Origin of the sequence: Snodgrassella sp. W8158 (genome assembly GCF_016100435.1) — a bacterium.
Classification (GTDB): domain Bacteria; phylum Pseudomonadota; class Gammaproteobacteria; order Burkholderiales; family Neisseriaceae; genus Snodgrassella; species Snodgrassella alvi.
On sequence record NZ_JACFSM010000001.1, the window covers coordinates 184473 to 201534 of the forward strand.

The 17062-nt window shown below is 41.4% G+C and carries 10 protein-coding genes; 4 read left to right on the forward strand and 6 right to left on the reverse strand.

Translation table 11 applies throughout. The features are described 5' to 3' along the window. Positions 1-35: 35 nt before the first annotated feature. The 4 genes from carB to guaB all read right to left on the reverse strand — a co-directional run bounded on the left by carB (position 36) and on the right by guaB (position 6969). Positions 36-3257, reverse strand: a complete 3222-nt coding sequence (gene carB / locus H3V11_RS00775; RefSeq protein ID WP_198223388.1) for a carbamoyl-phosphate synthase large subunit — start codon at positions 3255-3257, stop codon at positions 36-38. Between the two features lie 72 nt (positions 3258-3329). Then, on the reverse strand, positions 3330-4010 hold the full coding sequence (gene leuE / locus H3V11_RS00780; protein WP_198223389.1) for a leucine efflux protein LeuE: 681 nt from the start codon (positions 4008-4010) through the stop codon (positions 3330-3332). A 57-nt stretch (positions 4011-4067) separates the two neighbouring features. Next, positions 4068-5201: a glutamine-hydrolyzing carbamoyl-phosphate synthase small subunit gene (gene carA, locus H3V11_RS00785; protein ID WP_198223390.1), complete on the reverse strand. Its 1134-nt coding sequence runs from the start codon at positions 5199-5201 to the stop codon at positions 4068-4070. A 307-nt stretch (positions 5202-5508) separates the two neighbouring features. Continuing rightward, positions 5509-6969, reverse strand: a complete 1461-nt coding sequence (gene guaB / locus H3V11_RS00790) for an IMP dehydrogenase (protein ID WP_084564476.1) — start codon at positions 6967-6969, stop codon at positions 5509-5511. Positions 6970-7150: 181 nt separating this feature from the next. Here guaB and H3V11_RS00795 point away from each other — a divergent pair, with 181 nt between their 5' ends. The 3 genes from H3V11_RS00795 (at position 7151) to H3V11_RS00805 (ending at position 12770) form a co-directional block, all read left to right on the forward strand. Continuing rightward, on the forward strand, positions 7151-7597 hold the full coding sequence (locus H3V11_RS00795) for a DUF4124 domain-containing protein (RefSeq protein WP_078474736.1): 447 nt from the start codon (positions 7151-7153) through the stop codon (positions 7595-7597). Between the two features lie 104 nt (positions 7598-7701). Then, positions 7702-9561, forward strand: a complete 1860-nt coding sequence (gene uvrC / locus H3V11_RS00800; RefSeq protein WP_198223391.1) for an excinuclease ABC subunit UvrC — start codon at positions 7702-7704, stop codon at positions 9559-9561. A gap of 2432 nt (positions 9562-11993) precedes the next feature. Next, positions 11994-12770 (forward strand): N-acetylmuramoyl-L-alanine amidase, encoded by a 777-nt coding sequence (locus tag H3V11_RS00805; RefSeq protein WP_198223392.1) that lies wholly within the window; start codon positions 11994-11996, stop codon positions 12768-12770. Positions 12771-12899: 129 nt separating this feature from the next. Here the strand turns inward: H3V11_RS00805 and H3V11_RS00810 are convergent, their stop codons facing one another. Further along, the gene (locus H3V11_RS00810) at positions 12900-15110 is read right to left on the reverse strand and encodes a bifunctional (p)ppGpp synthetase/guanosine-3',5'-bis(diphosphate) 3'-pyrophosphohydrolase (RefSeq protein ID WP_084586664.1); all 2211 of its coding nucleotides are present in this window, start codon (positions 15108-15110) and stop codon (positions 12900-12902) included. Positions 15111-15305: 195 nt separating this feature from the next. On the opposite strand from H3V11_RS00810, the gene H3V11_RS00815 reads away from it, so the two are divergent. Continuing rightward, positions 15306-15872, forward strand: coding sequence for an adenine phosphoribosyltransferase (locus tag H3V11_RS00815; protein WP_025331077.1), 567 nt, complete (start codon positions 15306-15308; stop codon positions 15870-15872). Between the two features lie 81 nt (positions 15873-15953). On the opposite strand, the gene kdsA is transcribed toward H3V11_RS00815, so the two are convergent. Beyond that, positions 15954-16793, reverse strand: a complete 840-nt coding sequence (kdsA, locus tag H3V11_RS00820; RefSeq protein WP_096765882.1) for a 3-deoxy-8-phosphooctulonate synthase — start codon at positions 16791-16793, stop codon at positions 15954-15956. Positions 16794-17062: the final 269 nt, after the last annotated feature.

Genomic DNA, 17062 nt, shown 5'->3' on the forward strand with positions numbered 1-17062 from the left:
TTATTAACAATCAGCAGCTTTTTACCTTGAAATAATTAGTTTTGCAGTGCTGTCTTTATGCGCTGATGTAAATTCTGAATACTGTAAACATCAGTACGGGATAAACGGCTTACTCCTTCACTCATCGCTAAAGCACCTGCGATGGTGGTATATAAAGGGATACGCATATTCAGTGCACTGCGGCGAATTGAATGGCTGTCTTTAATAGACTGTACATCACTGCTGACAGTATTAACGACCAGAGCAATCTCTCCGTTTTTAATGGCATCAACAATATGCGGGCGCCCTTCAGTAACCTTATTCACCACTTGCACATTGATTCCGTGTTCAGCCAAGAAAGCTGCTGTCCCGCGGGTGGCACATAGTCCGTAACCGAGCGACTGAAAATTGGTTGCCACCTGAACAACAGCAGGTTTGTCTTCATTACGTACAGCCAGAAACACTTTGCCAATAGTCGGCATACGTTCTCCTGCTCCGAGCTGGGCTTTTAAATATGCTTCGGCAAATGTTTCACCAACACCCATTACTTCACCGGTAGAACGCATTTCCGGCCCAAGAATGGTATCTACGCCGGGAAATTTAATGAAAGGAAATACGGCTTCCTTAACTGCAAAAAATTCAGGAATAACTTCTTGTGTGTAGCCCTGTTCGGCCAATGAGATACCGGCCATAACCCTTGCTCCGATTTTAGCAAGAGACACACTTGTGGCTTTAGATACAAATGGAACAGTACGTGAAGCACGCGGATTGACTTCAAGTACGTAAACGATATCATCCTGTACCGCAAACTGCACATTCATCAGACCAATTACATCTAAAGCCATTGCCATGGCTGCTGTCTGACGACGAATTTCATTCTGAATATCTTCACTTAGCGAATAAGGCGGAATGGAACATGCTGAATCGCCACTATGGACACCTGCCTGTTCCACATGCTGCATGATGCCGCCGATAACCACCTGTTTTCCATCACATACACAATCTACATCTACTTCAATAGCGTGGCTGAGAAAGTAATCCAGCAATACCGGGCTATCATTGGATACTTGTACAGCTTCGCGCATATAGGTTTGTAATTCATTAGCTGAATGCACTACCTGCATAGCTCGTCCGCCAAGTACATAAGATGGACGTACTACTAACGGATAGCCAACTTCTTCAGCCAGTTGCAGTGCCTCTGCCTCGGTACGTGCTGTACGGTTTTCCGGCTGACGCAATCCCAGTTTATGCAGAATCTGCTGAAAACGCTCACGGTCTTCTGCTGCATCAATGGCATCGGCAGAGGTGCCGATAATATTAACACCATTAGCTACCAGTTCATTAGCCAGTTTTAAAGGCGTCTGACCGCCATAATGCACAATGAGACCGTCAGGTTGTTCGGTATGACAGATTTCCAGTACGTCTTCAAGGGTAAGCGGCTCGAAATACAATCTGTCAGAAGTATCATAATCTGTCGAAACGGTTTCAGGATTACAGTTCACCATAATGGTTTCAAAACCGGATTCGCGCAATGCTAATGCAGCATGTACACAGCAATAATCAAACTCAATACCCTGACCAATACGATTTGGTCCGCCACCAAGAATCATAATTTTTTTACGCTGTGTCGGTTCCGCTTCGCATTCTTCTTCATAAGTTGAGTACAGATAGGCAGTATCGGTAGCAAATTCAGCTGCACAGGTATCTACGCGTTTAAAAACCGGATGCAGATTCATGGCATAACGATGCTGTCTGACACTGGCTTCGTCCAGATTAAGCAATTGCGCCAGCCGTTTATCGGCAAAACCTTTGCGTTTGAGTTTACGCAGATAACTGTAATCGATATCTTCCAGTCTGATCACTGTTAGTTTCTGCTCTTCGCTAACCAGATCAGCAATCTGTGCCAGGAACCACGGATCAATAGCACAAATTGTATAGATTTCCTCTAATGAAAAGCCAGCACGAAATGCATCAGCGACATACAGTATCCGTTCCGGACCGGGATTAGCCAGTTCACGCTGAATGGCTGCACGGTCACTGCTGCGGCAATCAAAGCCGCTCAGACCAACCTCCAGACCGCGCAGAGCTTTATGGACAGACTCCTGAAATGTACGGCCGATAGCCATTACTTCCCCAACTGATTTCATCTGTGTCGTCAGGCGATCATCTGCGGACGGAAATTTTTCAAAGGCAAAACGGGGAACTTTAGTTACCACATAATCAATGGAAGGCTCAAAGGAAGCTGGTGTGCGTCCGCCGGTTATATCATTTTGCAATTCATTCAGTGTATAGCCTATTGCCAGCTTAGCTGCGATTTTGGCAATCGGAAAACCGGTAGCTTTAGAAGCCAGAGCAGAAGAACGGCTGACACGCGGATTCATTTCAATCACAATCATTTCGCCGTTTTGCGGATTAACGGCAAACTGTACATTAGAGCCACCGGTATCCACACCGATTTCACGCAGCACTGCCAGAGAAGCATCACGCATCAGCTGATATTCTTTATCCGTCAGTGTTTGTGCCGGAGCTACTGTAATCGAATCACCGGTATGTACGCCGCACGGATCAAAATTTTCTATTGAACAGATAATAATGCAATTGTCGGCACGGTCACGCACCACTTCCATTTCATATTCTTTCCAACCCAGTACAGACTGTTCGACCAGTAATTCATGAGTAGGTGAAGCATCGAAACCACGTTCACAAATAGTAATAAATTCATCTTTATTGTAGGCAATACCGCCGCCACTGCCGCCCATGGTGAAAGACGGGCGAATTAATGCAGGGAATCCAACCTGCGCCTGTGCCTCCAGTGCCTGCTCCATGCTATGGCAAATAAAGGATTTCGGGGTATGCAGACCGATTTCATTCATTGCTTCTTTAAAACGGCCGCGGTCTTCTGCTTTATCAATTGCATCTTCGGATGCACCAATCAGCTCTACCTGATATTTTTTCAGAATACCGTTATGCGCCAGATCAAGAGCACAGTTGAGTGCCGTTTGTCCGCCCATCGTTGGCAAAATAGCATCGGGACGTTCTTTTTCAATAATTTTTGCCACTGTCTGCCACATAATCGGCTCAATGTAAGTAACATCAGCCATATCCGGATCTGTCATAATCGTAGCCGGATTGGAATTAACCAGAATGACTTTATAGCCCTCTTCACGCAATGCCTTGCATGCCTGAGCTCCGGAGTAGTCAAACTCGCATGCCTGACCAATTACAATAGGACCGGCACCAATAATTAGGATAGATTTTAAGTCTGTGCGCTTAGGCATACTGATACCTTTATCAAAAATTATCTGTTAATTTAGCGGTACGGCAGGATTGATTTTCTGACAGTCAATCGGTCATTCGATACTTGCCGTCCATAATTTCAGTGCAAACGCAATAAACATCAGCCCGATTGTGGCTACTGCCCCGGCAGCCAGACGCTGATAGTGCCGAAACCACTTGACCAGCGATAAGCCACTGAATATCAGTACGCTTAGATAAGTCAGGCTGAAAATTTGCAAAATAATAGCCAGCAGTAAAAAACTATATGCCGGATGTGAGTAATGCGGATCAACAAACTGAACAAAAAAAGCCAGAAAAAACAAAATTGCTTTCGGGTTTAACAAACTGAGCAGCAAAGCATGCTGAAAGTAATGACGTGCCGGAAGCGGTTTACTGGCTGCTGCCGGCTCACACAACGATTGTCTGAAAACATCTGCAGCAGCCTGCTGACGTCTGTTCCATTGCTTAAGAGCTGAACGCAGCAACTGCCAGCCCAGATAAAACAAATACAAGCCACCGACCAGTTTCAGTATTAAAAACAACGCAGGTATGGTTTTAATAATTGATGTTGCACCTGAAGCTGAAAGCAACATCAAAATACTATCACCCAGAAATATTCCGGCAACCGCACAATAAGCAGCCCGTGCTCCATATTTTCCAGCCATGGCCAGACAATACATTGAATTTGGTCCCGGCAGTAGAACAATTGCTATGGCACCGACAATATACGTTCCCAGATCAGTAATACCAAACATGGGGATTCCTGTACTTTTTTACTATTCTCAATAAATGTAGTTCGTAATATCACGCAATTAATTTTTATTTGCCGCCTGCATATGTTCGATAAAGCGGTCAAAAAGGTAAGCAACGTCGTGCGGGCCCGGACTGGCTTCCGGATGTCCCTGAAATGAAAAAGCCGGCTGACTGGTCATGCTAATACCTTGTAGTGAACCGTCAAACAGCGATTTATGGGTAATACGAACATTTTCCGGTAAAGTATCTGCGTCTACTTCAAAACCATGATTCTGACTGGTAATCACAACCCGGCCAGTATCCATATCCTGTACCGGATGATTGGCTCCGTGATGACCAAAAGGCATTTTGCGGGTTTTCGCCCCTAAAGCCAGACCAAGCAGCTGATGTCCCAGACAAATACCGAATAGTGGTAGTTTATGTGCCAGAATTTCCTGTATAGCTTTAATGGCATAATCACAAGGTTCCGGATCACCCGGCCCGTTAGACAGAAATACGCCGTCAGGATTCAATGCCAGTACTTCAGCTGCCGGTGTAGTAGCAGGAACCACAGTCAGACGGCAGCCGCGTTCACTCAGCATACGCAAAATATTGGTTTTTACCCCGAAATCGTAGGCAACCACATGATATCCGGCTTCTTGCGGCTGAACATAACCCTGCCCCAGCTGCCATTCACCCTGAGTAAATTCATATTTTGCAGAACAGCTTACTTCCCGTGCCAAATCTTTTCCAGCCATGCTGCCAAAAGCACGTGCCATTTCCAGAGCCTGTTCTTTATTTGCATCGGCGCCAGTCAGAATACAGCCGGCCTGTGAACCTTTATCCCGCAGCAAACGGGTAAGGCGTCGGGTATCAATATCTGCGATTGCCACAGTATGCTGACGTTTCAGATAATCGGACAGGTTTTCCTGCGCACGAAAATTACTGTGCAATAAAGGTAAGTCGCGAATAATTAACCCGGAAGCATAAATTTGTTTACTCTCAGTGTCTTCACTATTGATACCGGTATTGCCGATATGCGGATAAGTAAGAGTCACCATCTGCTGAGTGTAAGACGGATCAGTGAGGATTTCCTGATAGCCAGTCATGCTGGTATTGAAGACTACTTCACCAACTGCCTGCCCGGCTGCACCAATGCTGACACCATGAAATACGGAACCGTCAGCCAACACCAGAATTGCACTTGTAGTCATGGATGAGTCCTGTGTATTTAATAGACCGTCAATAACGACAATCTGTTTTTTATGGATTAATAATCGTGCTTCCAGTTACCAGTTGCAGGCAAAAAAAAACACGCCACTTCACGCAAAAAGCGTGAGCTACGTGCTTGATTATGGCAGAGACATAAAATCCGACACTGCCATGAAAGCAATGCATTTTAGCTAATCTTCTCTACTTTGGCAATGCAGATATTACTAAATAAAAAAGAAAATTTTTATTAATCTGCTGAGCAGCCCGCCGGCTGCCCATTAGACTGACTGCAAATTTTACAACACTATTTTAGCGTACATGATAATTCGGCGCTTCTTTGGTGATTTGCACATCGTGTACATGCGACTCACTCATACCCGCTGCGGTAATTTCAACAAATTCTGCCTTATCATGCATATCATGAATGGTTTTACAGCCCAGATAGCCCATACTGGAGCGTAATCCGCCTACGAGCTGATGGATAATCTGACTGATTGGTCCTTTATAAGGTACCCGTCCCTCGATGCCTTCCGGCACATATTTATCAGCGCTGGAGACATTATCCTGAAAATAACGATCAGATGAGCCCTGGCTCATGGCACCCATTGAGCCCATACCGCGATAGGATTTATAAGAGCGTCCCTGATAAAGCTCGATTTCGCCCGGTGCTTCTTCAGTACCGGCGAACATACCGCCGAGCATTACCGCAGAGGCGCCGGCTGCCAGTGCTTTAGCCAGATCACCTGAAAAGCGTATACCACCGTCAGCAATCAGCGGCACACCGGTACCGGCAAGTTCTGTAGCCACATTATGAATAGCGGTTAACTGCGGTACACCTACACCGGCTACTATACGGGTTGTACAGATTGAACCTGGCCCGATGCCGACTTTAACTGCATCCGCTCCGGCTGCAACCAGATCACGCGCAGCAGCGGCTGTTGCTATATTACCGCCAATGACATCTACATCCGGATAATGCTGTTTTACCCAGCGTACACGTTCTATTACACCCTGACTGTGTCCATGTGCTGTATCCACCACCAGCACATCTACTCCGGCCTGTACCAGTGCAGCTACTCGCTCGTCTGTGTCTTTTCCGACTCCTACTGCTGCACCTACTCTCAGCCGCCCTTCACTGTCTTTATTGGCATTAGGAAAAGCTGTGTTTTTTAATATGTCTTTTACCGTAATCAGACCTTTCAGCGCCCAGTCTTCATTCACTACCAGCACACGCTCAATTTTATGTGTATGCATTAATTCACGCGCATCATCAATACTGGTAGTTTCACTTACCGTAACCAGACGCTCACGCGGGGTCATAATGCTGGATACTTTTTGCTGCAGATTACGTTCAAAACGTAAATCCCGGTTAGTGACCAGACCAACAACTTTACCATTTTCCAGCACCGGTAAGCTGGAAGCTTTGTATTTACGCCCAGGACCAATTAAATCGCTAATCAGCGTATCAGGCGTAATGGTTACCGGATCCTTGACCACCCCACTTTCATATCGTTTAACATTGGCTACGGCCCGTGCCTGCCGTTCAACACTCATGTTTTTGTGAATAATGCCAATACCGCCTTCCTGAGCCATGGAAATAGCCAGCTTAGCCTCAGTAACCGTATCCATCGCCGCTGAAACCAGGGGTAAATTCAGATTAATCCGGCGGGTAAGCGGAGTTTTCAGAATAACGTCGCGCGGCAGTACTTCAGAATGAGCAGGTACGAGTAGCACGTCGTCAAAAGTGTAAGCTTTTTCGACTATACGCATTTTAGGGCTTCTTTTAGAGGATGAGAAGAAATTCAGATAAGGAAATTGGCGGGTAATTTTAACAAATATACGACACACTCGCAAAATATACTTTTACATAAACCGGTCAATTGGCAAACATTGGTTTTTTTTATCGTATAATAGTCAAAACATATATTTTCAAACCCAAGGAAAAGTAAACATGCGTCACAAAATACTGAAAATGTCACTGGCAATGGTACTGATGGGCAGCACATTAATAGCAGGTGCTGTGGAGGTATATACATGGCGTGATAACAAAGGCGTAAATGAATACTCAGACACCCCAGTAAATCTTTCACCTGCTAAAACTCAGCGTTTTAATGTGCGCACACAGGTTGCCACGCCTGTGGCAGCACCTCAGCCTAATGCTGAAGCCAGTTCTGATTCAATAACAGAACAGCAGGCAAAACTTAACCGTAAAATTGAAGAACATAACAAGCTGACAGATGAGCGGAACAAAAAAATTGAAGAACAAAACAAGAAAAACCGTGAAGCCGCCTGCAAAACTTCGAAGATGAACCGCCAAATGGCTGACAGTCTGCGTACCAATAATCGCGATGCGCTGATTAAACGTTATGATGAAGACGTACAACTGAATTGTAAATAAACTTTTACTCTTGACTATTTTACTCCTTATCCATAAGTTGTTTACGCAGCTTATGGACTTTTTTATGGCTGCATACATAGTTGTTAACCAGATATACCATTACTATGACCAATACCACAGCCACATCATCCAGCAATACTGACAGTAAATTTGATATAGCCCTGTTTCTTAAAAATCTGCCTTTAGTGCCGGGGGTATACCGCATGCTCGATGCAAATGATAAAGTATTATATGTGGGCAAAGCAGTGAATCTGAAACGTCGTGTCAGCAGCTACTTTCAGAAAACCAATTTATCGCCCCGGATTCAGCTTATGGTGAAACAAGTGGCGCGAATTGAAATTACAGCCACTCATTCAGAAACAGAAGCATTGATTCTGGAAAATAACTTTATCAAGGCATTATCGCCGAAATACAATATTCTGTTCCGGGATGATAAAAGCTATCCTTATCTGATGCTGAGTGGGCATCAGTTCCCGCAAATGGCGTATTACCGTGGCAATCTGAAAAAAAATAACCAGTATTTCGGTCCTTATCCTAATGGCTATGCGGTACGTAATAGCATCCAGACATTACAGAAAGTATTCAGACTGCGTACTTGTGAAGATAGTGTATTTGAACATCGCGACCGTGCCTGCCTGCTTTACCAGATTAAGCGTTGTTCTGGGCCATGTACAGGGCATATCACAGTTGAAGATTATCAGAGCAGTGTTAAAGCTGCGATCAGCTTTCTGCACGGAAAAACCAGTGAGCTGACTGCTTCTTTGCATACCAAAATGCAACATGCTGCTGAACAGCTGGATTTTGAAACGGCAGCACAGGTGCGAGATCAGATTCAGGCACTGGGACTAATGCAGTCTCAGCAATTTATCGACAGCAAACAGGCTCGTCACAATGACATTGATATCCTTGCGTTGGCTGAAGAAAATGATATTGTATGTATTCACTGGGTTAGCATTCGCGGCGGCCGGCATGTCGGGGATAAAAACTTTTTTCCAGATACCCGCTACCGTGTTACTGAAAAACTCAATCACTATGGAGAGGCATTTGTTGCACAACACTATCTGGGTAAAAATAAGCCGGATATAATCATCAGTAATTTTCAACTGCCCAAAAGTCTGTGTGAAGCACTGAATAACGAAAACGGTAAACAGATTCAGTTTATTCATAAAACTGTAGGTGAACGGCGCGTATGGCTGAATATGGCGGAACGCAATGCACATATGGCGATTGAACAGCATCGTTTACAGCAGCATAGCCAGCAACACAGGATTGAAGCACTGGCTCAACTGCTTGATATGGATGCAGAAAATCTCAACCGGATTGAATGTTTTGATATCAGCCATACTCAGGGCGAGGCTACTATTGCTTCATGTGTCGTATATGAAGATGAAGCCATGCAGCCTGCTAAATATCGTCGCTATAATATTACAACCGCAAAGGCCTGTGATGATTATGCCGCCATGCGCGAAGTATTAACCCGTCGCTACGGACGACTGGCAGATAATGATGACAGTATCGGTGCGTGGCCGGATCTGGTGCTCATAGACGGAGGCAAAGGTCAGGTACATATGGCTCTGGATGTATGGCAGGAACTGGGTATTCATATTCCGATAGTCGGCATTGCCAAAGGTCCGGAACGTAAAGCCGGACTGGAAGAGCTGATTATTCCGCATCAGCAGCGCAATATCAGGGTAGAACCGCACAATCCAGCTCTGCATTTGTTACAGACTGTCCGGGATGAATCTCACCGCTTTGCCATTACCGGCCATCGGCAGAAACGTGCCAAAGCAAGAGTCACTTCTTCACTCAACGACATACCGGGTATTGGCAGCAAAAGGCGTCAGGCACTATTAACCCGTTTTGGCGGTTTGCGCGGCGTGGTTGCTGCCAGTGTGCATGATCTGAGTCAGACGGAAGGTATTAGCCTTGCTCTGGCCGAAAAGATATATGATGCTTTACATTAGTACAAATATATTAATCTGATTATTATCAGATTTATTAATATTACCAATAAACAATACCGGAATATCCAGAAATTTTATTTACAATACTGAATATACAATTATGGAATGCCTGAAACATTGCTACCTATGTTAAATATCATCTTTAGATAATACCGGGTATTTTCAGAAATTTGTCAAAATAATATTTATCTCTTCATTAGACTACATACTGATGACTGGAAACCAGAGATACCGGATATTATTAATAATTTCCGGTAATGTTACCAGTGTTACCAGCGTACAGAAGACAGAAAATTTTACCCAGAATCCAACTAAAATATTTGTTTTTCTTTACATTAAAAAGAATACATAAATATAATTATCTTTGAATTTGTTAAATGAAATAATAAAAAAAACGGAAATAGTTCAAATTTCTTTGCATAAAAAATTATCTAGAAATTATTTAATATTATTTGTCAGCTATTTCATATTTATACTGTGTTCAGTTGGAGTAATTTTATTTTTATGATGAATGTGAACGATCAGGCGCAAGTTTCTTTTTAGGTTTAATAGCACTGATTAATTTTTTTATTTTCTATAGTTATTAAAGCTTTAAAAGCAATTTTTCCCGGACTGAAAATAAACAATCACTTTCATTTAAATTTTTACTGTTTAATTTCACACTATTTCTTATTACCTTTTTTATCAGTATTTTGGGTTATAGATTATTAAGTGCCTATTATAATCAAACAGATATTGTTTTAGTTAAATATTCTCTGCTGTTCTTTTTGTATCTTTATCTGTTTTTTAATTTTATTTTTCGCCAAAATAATCAAATGGCTTTTCTTACGTTCAGCTTAATGATAAAAATATTAACTAATTAATTTGGTAAAAAAGTATATAAACCTTACTCAATACTTACTGTAAAATAAACATAATGACTCATATCATTTTATATTTAATTATGAATCAATATATTTATTCCGTACTCAATTATTTATAACATCAGCACCAAATGCAGCATTTTAATCAGAAATGTAATAGCCCGAGCCAGAATTAATTTTTAAACAGTCATTCATAATATACAAACAGCTAGTGATAAATCTGAATATTTTAATGAGTTCAGCAGCAGATAATATTATTTTCCAGTCGCTGTAATTTAAGGCAATTATGATAACTGACTCATCAATATAATGATCAATTGTATATATGATTTAAATCAAACCACAACATTTAAATATATTTAATTTAAAAAATTTATATATAATAAAATAATTTTTATTGACAATAAAATTTAAATATGATTCAGCATTACTTAAATCTCAGAAAATTGATCAGATTTTTAATTAACTATTTAATATTTACAATAGTTTTTTTCATTATACTCCAACTCCTTACTGGTTTTAGAGATATTAATGAATTTTTTACACGAGAGTCAGTTTTGGGTCTGATGGAAATAACTTTCATTCTCTTTTTATACTTCTTTTTTTTGTTCAAAACGACTAAAACTATTTTCATTCGCAACAGCAAAAATCAATCATCTTCTTTTAAATCTTTATTTTTTAAATTAGCACTTAACATTGGTTTAATTTTGCTATTTCACTTTGTTGTTTATTTATTAGGTATCGACAGAGATTTAGCGTACACTATTTATGGTTTAATGATATATTTCATTTTATATTGCTGGGCAGTCAGTTTTTTTATACTAATAAATATAAAAATCATAAAATATTTTTTACGGGCAGAAAAAAATGTTCAGATTTCTTCTTATAGACTTGTATCCGAAGATTTATTTATGTTTTTAACTAGTTACTCATTAGTTATAATCTGCATGATTGGATTTTACTATTCTATTGGTGATTATACTTACCAATTCAAGCTTTTGCTTGGAATCGGAAAATTAAACTTAATTCTGCTCGGAATTAATTTTTTAACTTTTATATTGATTATATCTGTTTCTACTATGAAACCTGTAAAATATATTTTTTTTAATATTGAAAATAGTGAATCCTTTTCATTTATTTCTTTACTTAGCAGCTCCGGATTATCTCTGATAAACTGCCTCTTTTTGTTTTTTATTAACGGTATATTATTTTTTATAGAATCTTCACAACTTATACAACTTGTTTTCATTTCAGGTGAAATTTTCTGCTTGTGTATCTTTATTCGTTTTTTTATTTTACTTCTCGCTAAAATAATTCAATTATCTTTCTCTTTCTTAACCGGGATAAGAGATTTTAAATAAATTAATACAGAATAAATAACAAAATATTTATATCTTTATAATAATTAAAAATTTTCATTTAAAATATTATAATTAAACTATTATTTTCATGAATAAAGTATTGCTTAATAAAAAATAAACTATATAATTTATTTACCTAACTTCTTTAGCTTAGGTTATTAATTTAAATTATAAAAAATCTTAAAAGCATATAAAAGGAGAAAATAATATGTATAATATTGACTACAATAGCTATCGCTCTATAAACGGTTTTAATCAGCGCGTACGTTTTTTAATATTGCATTATACTGCTGAAAATTTTGCTGATTCGATCAAATCACTCACCGGTCCAAATACGAGTATTCATTATCTGATTCCAGATGAAGCAGAAGCAAGCTATCAGGCAGCCGGCTTTAAAGAGCTGCGTATTTTTAATCTGGTGGCAGAAACAGACCGGGCTTGGCATGCAGGTATCAGTAGCTGGCAAGGTCGTAGTAATCTGAATGATACTTCCATAGGTATAGAAGTTGTTAATCTGGCTACCGATAATAACGGTATATTTACTTTTCCATCCTATGGAGTAAATCAGATTAAAGCGCTCAAACAACTAGCTCTGAATATTCTCCAGCGTTATCCGGACATTACGCCAACTCATGTTATCGGCCATTCAGATATCGCACCACAACGCAAAAGTGATCCGGGTGCGGCCTTTCCATGGAAAGAACTGTACAAAGCTGGAATTGGCGCCTGGTTTGATACAAAAACCAAATTAAATTATCTAATCCAATTCACAAAGCAAGGGATACCTGATAATGCAACCATTTTAAAGCAATTAAATCGTTATGGTTACGATATCACCGGTGCTGACGCTGATGCTGAACAATTCAGCAAACTGATACGTGCTTTTCAACTGCATTTCCGTCCGACAGACTATAGCGGAAGAGTGGATTGCGAAACGGTTGCTATCTTATACGCTTTAATTGAAAAATATTTTCCGGAGGCATAAAACTCTCTTACTTAAAAGAAATAGATATTAAGCAGTTTGAACAAGCCACGAACATAGGTACAAAGTCCGTGGCTTGTTCAGATAAATGATAAATAAGCTGATAATTTATCCGCAGCGGATAGCAATTGCTTATAAACGGGTTACTGAGAGTACACCTTTAACATCGCTCAAATGGCTAAGTACCCGGGGTAAATCATTTACCTGTTGTACTTCAACAGTAAATCGCAACTGAGCTTCCATATCACGTGATAACGTCTGTACCGCAGTAACATTAAGCCGGTTGCGTGCCAGTGTTTCAGAAATATCGCGTAATAATCCACTGCGGTCTCTGGCACGAATTTCGATATCAATAGCAAAAACCTGCCCGGCTGAATCACTTGCCCAGGATGCAGGTAATACTTTATCCGGAGAAATCTGAGCCAGATATTGAAACGAAGAACAATTGCTGCGATGGATTGAGATACCACGTTCCCGTGTTACAAAACCAATAATTTTGTCTCCGAATGCCGGTTTACAGCATTTAGCCAGTGTCGTAAATAAACCAGCCTCACCATCAACGAGAACACCACCAAAATTTTTCTTAATTTTACTGCGTTTGACTAAATGGTTTTCTGTTACCGGTGCTTCCGGTTTTTCCAGTAAAGTATCGACTGCTTTCTGAATCATGCGGCCGGAAACTTCTCCATGCCCCATAGACAGATAAAAATCATCTGCACTGGAAAATCCCAGAGCTTCAGCCAGCTTATGAATATTTGGCTGTACCTGCATTTTTACTAACTGTTTTTCCAGCGCAGCACGTCCTGATTCCCGTATGGATTCACCGTTCTGCTGCCGGATAAACGCACGAATCTTACTAATGGCTTTATTACTTTTCACCCAGCCATCATGCAGCCAGTTAACTGACGGTTTACCTTCGCGTGCAGTAATAATTTCAACCCGCTGACCATTCTCCAATGGTGTGGATAACGGAACAATCTGTCCGTCTACTTTGGCACCGCGACAACGGTTGCCAATATCTGTATGTAATGCATAGGCAAAATCAATCGGTGTGGCACCAGCTGGTAAAGAGAATACCTTGCCATGCGGAGACAGAACATAAATAGTGTCGTTAAACAGTTCTGTCTGGAAAGCACGTGACAGATCTTCACGGCTACTATCGTTTTCGGCGATATTTTCGCGCCAGTCGAGCAACTGACGTAACCATGCTATTTTATGTTCATAGGCTTCATTACCCTTGCCACCCTCTTTATAGCGCCAGTGAGCGGCCACCCCAAACTCTGCATAACGATGCATATCAAAAGTTCGAATCTGGATTTCCACGCCTTTGTCTTCAGGTCCGACGACAACAGTATGCAAACTTTGATAATCATTGGGTTTAGGATGAGCAATATAATCATCAAATTCACCCGGTATAGGCTGCCATAAGCTGTGCACGATCCCCAGAGTGGCATAACAGTCTGCTACTGTATCCACCAGAATGCGTACTGCCCGTATATCATACAAACCATCAAAGCTCAGTTTCTTTTTTACCATTTTACGGTAAATGGAATAGATATGCTTTGGTCGTCCGGCCACTTCAAAATGCATATTCAGGCGGCTCAGTTGCTGTCTGAGGGTATCAACAAAATGTTCAATATAGTCCAGACGCTCAGTACGCTTTTCATCCAGCAGACGGGCAATTTTCTTATATTCATCCGGATTCTGATAACGAAAACTTAAATCCTCAAGCTGCCATTTCAGCTGCCATACACCCAGACGATTTGCCAGAGGGGCAAAAACTGTCATGGTTTCTTTAGCTACGTCTTTTTTTAATTTTTCGTCGGTGACTTTACTCAGGTAGCTCATGGTCTGGGCGCGCATAGCCAGTTTAATCAGTACGACCCGGATATCCGATACCATCGCCAGTAACATCTGTCGCATTGCTTCAGCCTGCTGCTGCCGTTCCTCCTGTGTAGCCAGAGGGCTGATGCTGACAAAATAAGTAAGCTTCTGTACCTGATACAAACCAGCAACCAGCTGCATTACACTGTCACCACATTCTTCTTTGACAATATTTTTCCAGTCAGTGACATAATTGGGCAGACAGCTCAGCATTGTGGCGGCAACAGCATCGGCCATCAAATCCATATCTGCTACCGATTTAGCAGCAGCCATTAAATTGATATACAGATCTTCACCGGCAAAGGTTACCGCGTCTTTCGGATAGCTGTTATTTACCAAACTCTGGGCATGCCGGAGCATTACTCCCATCGCCGCTGGTAAGGTGGCAATATAATCATCTAACCAGACACACGGTAAGCATGGATTGGTGACAAGAGCTTGATCAGGCGTGCTAACCATGTTATCAACCTGTTGATTTGTGTAAATTATGGCGACCATTTTACCAAAACAGACCATTTTATGCTTCATATTAGGCTGTAGAAAAACAGGAATAGTGCTATTATGCGCAACTTTCGCATACACTATATGCAAATAACTTCGCTCGTCCCGCGTTTATAGCTTTCGCATATAGTCTTTATTTTTAAAGGATTTATAATGCAGACTCATCCCGAAGTCATAGGTGTTGACGCGCTGGCCGAAAAAATTCGCAAAATTCCGAACTGGCCGCAGGAAGGAATTTTATTTCACGACATTACTCCGGTATTACAAAGCCCGCAGTACTTCCGTCTGCTGGTAGATTTAATGGTTTACCGGTATATGGATCAGAAAATTGATGTTGTAGCCGGTCTGGATGCACGCGGTTTTATTATCGGTGCTGCTCTTGCCTATCAGCTGAATGTCGGTTTTGTTCCTATCCGTAAAAAAGGCAAGCTTCCTTTTACTACTATTGCGGAAAGTTACGAACTGGAATACGGACATGCAACCATCGAAATGCACACTGATGCGGTAAAACCGGGTACTCGTGTGCTGCTGGTAGATGATCTGGTTGCCACCGGAGGTACGATGAATGCCGGTGTAAAACTGATTCGTAAACTGGGTGCTGAAGTAGTAGAGGCAGCTGCAATTATCGAATTTACTGATTTGCCCGGCGGCAAAAAAATTCGAGATGAAGGAGTACCATTATTTACGCTGTACCAGAATTCCGGTTCTGTTGAGCAATAAAATCCTTCTGGTTGAATTTTTACCTGATAAATAAAAAAGCAGAGCAAAACGCTCTGCTTTTTTATGCAAGAACATACTTATTTAATTAATATCCAGTACCGGCATGGTTTTTACCAGCTCATCCACAGCTTTAACCTGAGCAAGAAATGGTTCGAGCAAATCCAAAGGTAAAGCGCTGGGACCATCGCAACGTGCCTTATCCGGATCAGGATGTGATTCAAGAAATAAACCGGCCAGCCGGGTAGCCATACCGGCTAATGCCAGATCCAGTACCTGACTGCGACGCCCGCCTGAAGCTGCAGCATCAGCCTGACGTTGCTGCAATGCATGGGTTACATCAAAAATAACCGGTAAATCAGCACAAACTTTTTTCATCACCCCAAAACCCAGCATATCAACTACCAGATTATCATAACCAAAGCTGCTGCCACGCTCACACAGAATAAGCTGCTGATTGCCGGCTTCATAAAACTTTTCAACAATATTCTTCATCTGGTGCGGGCTTAGGAACTGAGGTTTTTTGATATTAATTACTTTACCGGTTTGTGCCAGTGCCACCACTAAATCAGTTTGACGGGCTAAAAACGCCGGCAACTGTAATACATCGGCAACCTCTGCTACTGGCGCAGCCTGATACGGTTCATGCACATCGGTAATTACCGGCACACCGAATTCCTGTTTAACCGCAGCAAAAATTTTCATTCCCTCTTCCAGCCCTACTCCGCGATAGGAATGAATGGAAGAGCGGTTGGCTTTATCGAATGAGGCCTTAAAAACCAGCGGAATGCCCAGTTTACGGGTAACCTCTGCATAATGTGCACATGTGCGCATTGTTAAATCCAGATTTTCCAGTACATTCAGACCACCAAACAGTACAAACGGTAAATGGTTGGCTACTTCAATATTGCCTACACGAATAATTCCGGCCACAATTAATCCTCAGTAAATTCGGGTGAATGGATAACACAATCCATATTAACCTAAATTATTTATTCTACAAAAATGTCAGACATTCGTCCAAGTCAGTAAACAGCTTTGATGATTTAACATTTCACTAAACCTGTTATCATGACTTTAAATTTGTTTGTACATTAATATAGAATATCTGTGTCATTCAAGGCATAGGATGAAATTTCAGTTTCACGCTACAATAGCAGACATAAACAGACTGCAAAAACTGACATATGTTT

Bases quoted from the DNA above. Each gene is read 5' to 3' on its own strand.
- carB (WP_198223388.1), bottom strand. From the start codon at position 3,257: ATGCCTAAGCGCACAGACTTAAAATCTATCCTAATTATTGGTGCCGGT.
- leuE (WP_198223389.1), bottom strand. From the start codon at position 4,010: ATGTTTGGTATTACTGATCTGGGAACGTATATTGTCGGTGCCATAGCA.
- carA (WP_198223390.1), bottom strand. From the start codon at position 5,201: ATGACTACAAGTGCAATTCTGGTGTTGGCTGACGGTTCCGTATTTCAT.
- guaB (WP_084564476.1), bottom strand. From the start codon at position 6,969: ATGCGTATAGTCGAAAAAGCTTACACTTTTGACGACGTGCTACTCGTA.
- H3V11_RS00795 (WP_078474736.1), top strand. From the start codon at position 7,151: ATGCGTCACAAAATACTGAAAATGTCACTGGCAATGGTACTGATGGGC.
- uvrC (WP_198223391.1), top strand. From the start codon at position 7,702: ATGACCAATACCACAGCCACATCATCCAGCAATACTGACAGTAAATTT.
- H3V11_RS00805 (WP_198223392.1), top strand. From the start codon at position 11,994: ATGTATAATATTGACTACAATAGCTATCGCTCTATAAACGGTTTTAAT.
- H3V11_RS00810 (WP_084586664.1), bottom strand. From the start codon at position 15,110: ATGGTTAGCACGCCTGATCAAGCTCTTGTCACCAATCCATGCTTACCG.
- H3V11_RS00815 (WP_025331077.1), top strand. From the start codon at position 15,306: ATGCAGACTCATCCCGAAGTCATAGGTGTTGACGCGCTGGCCGAAAAA.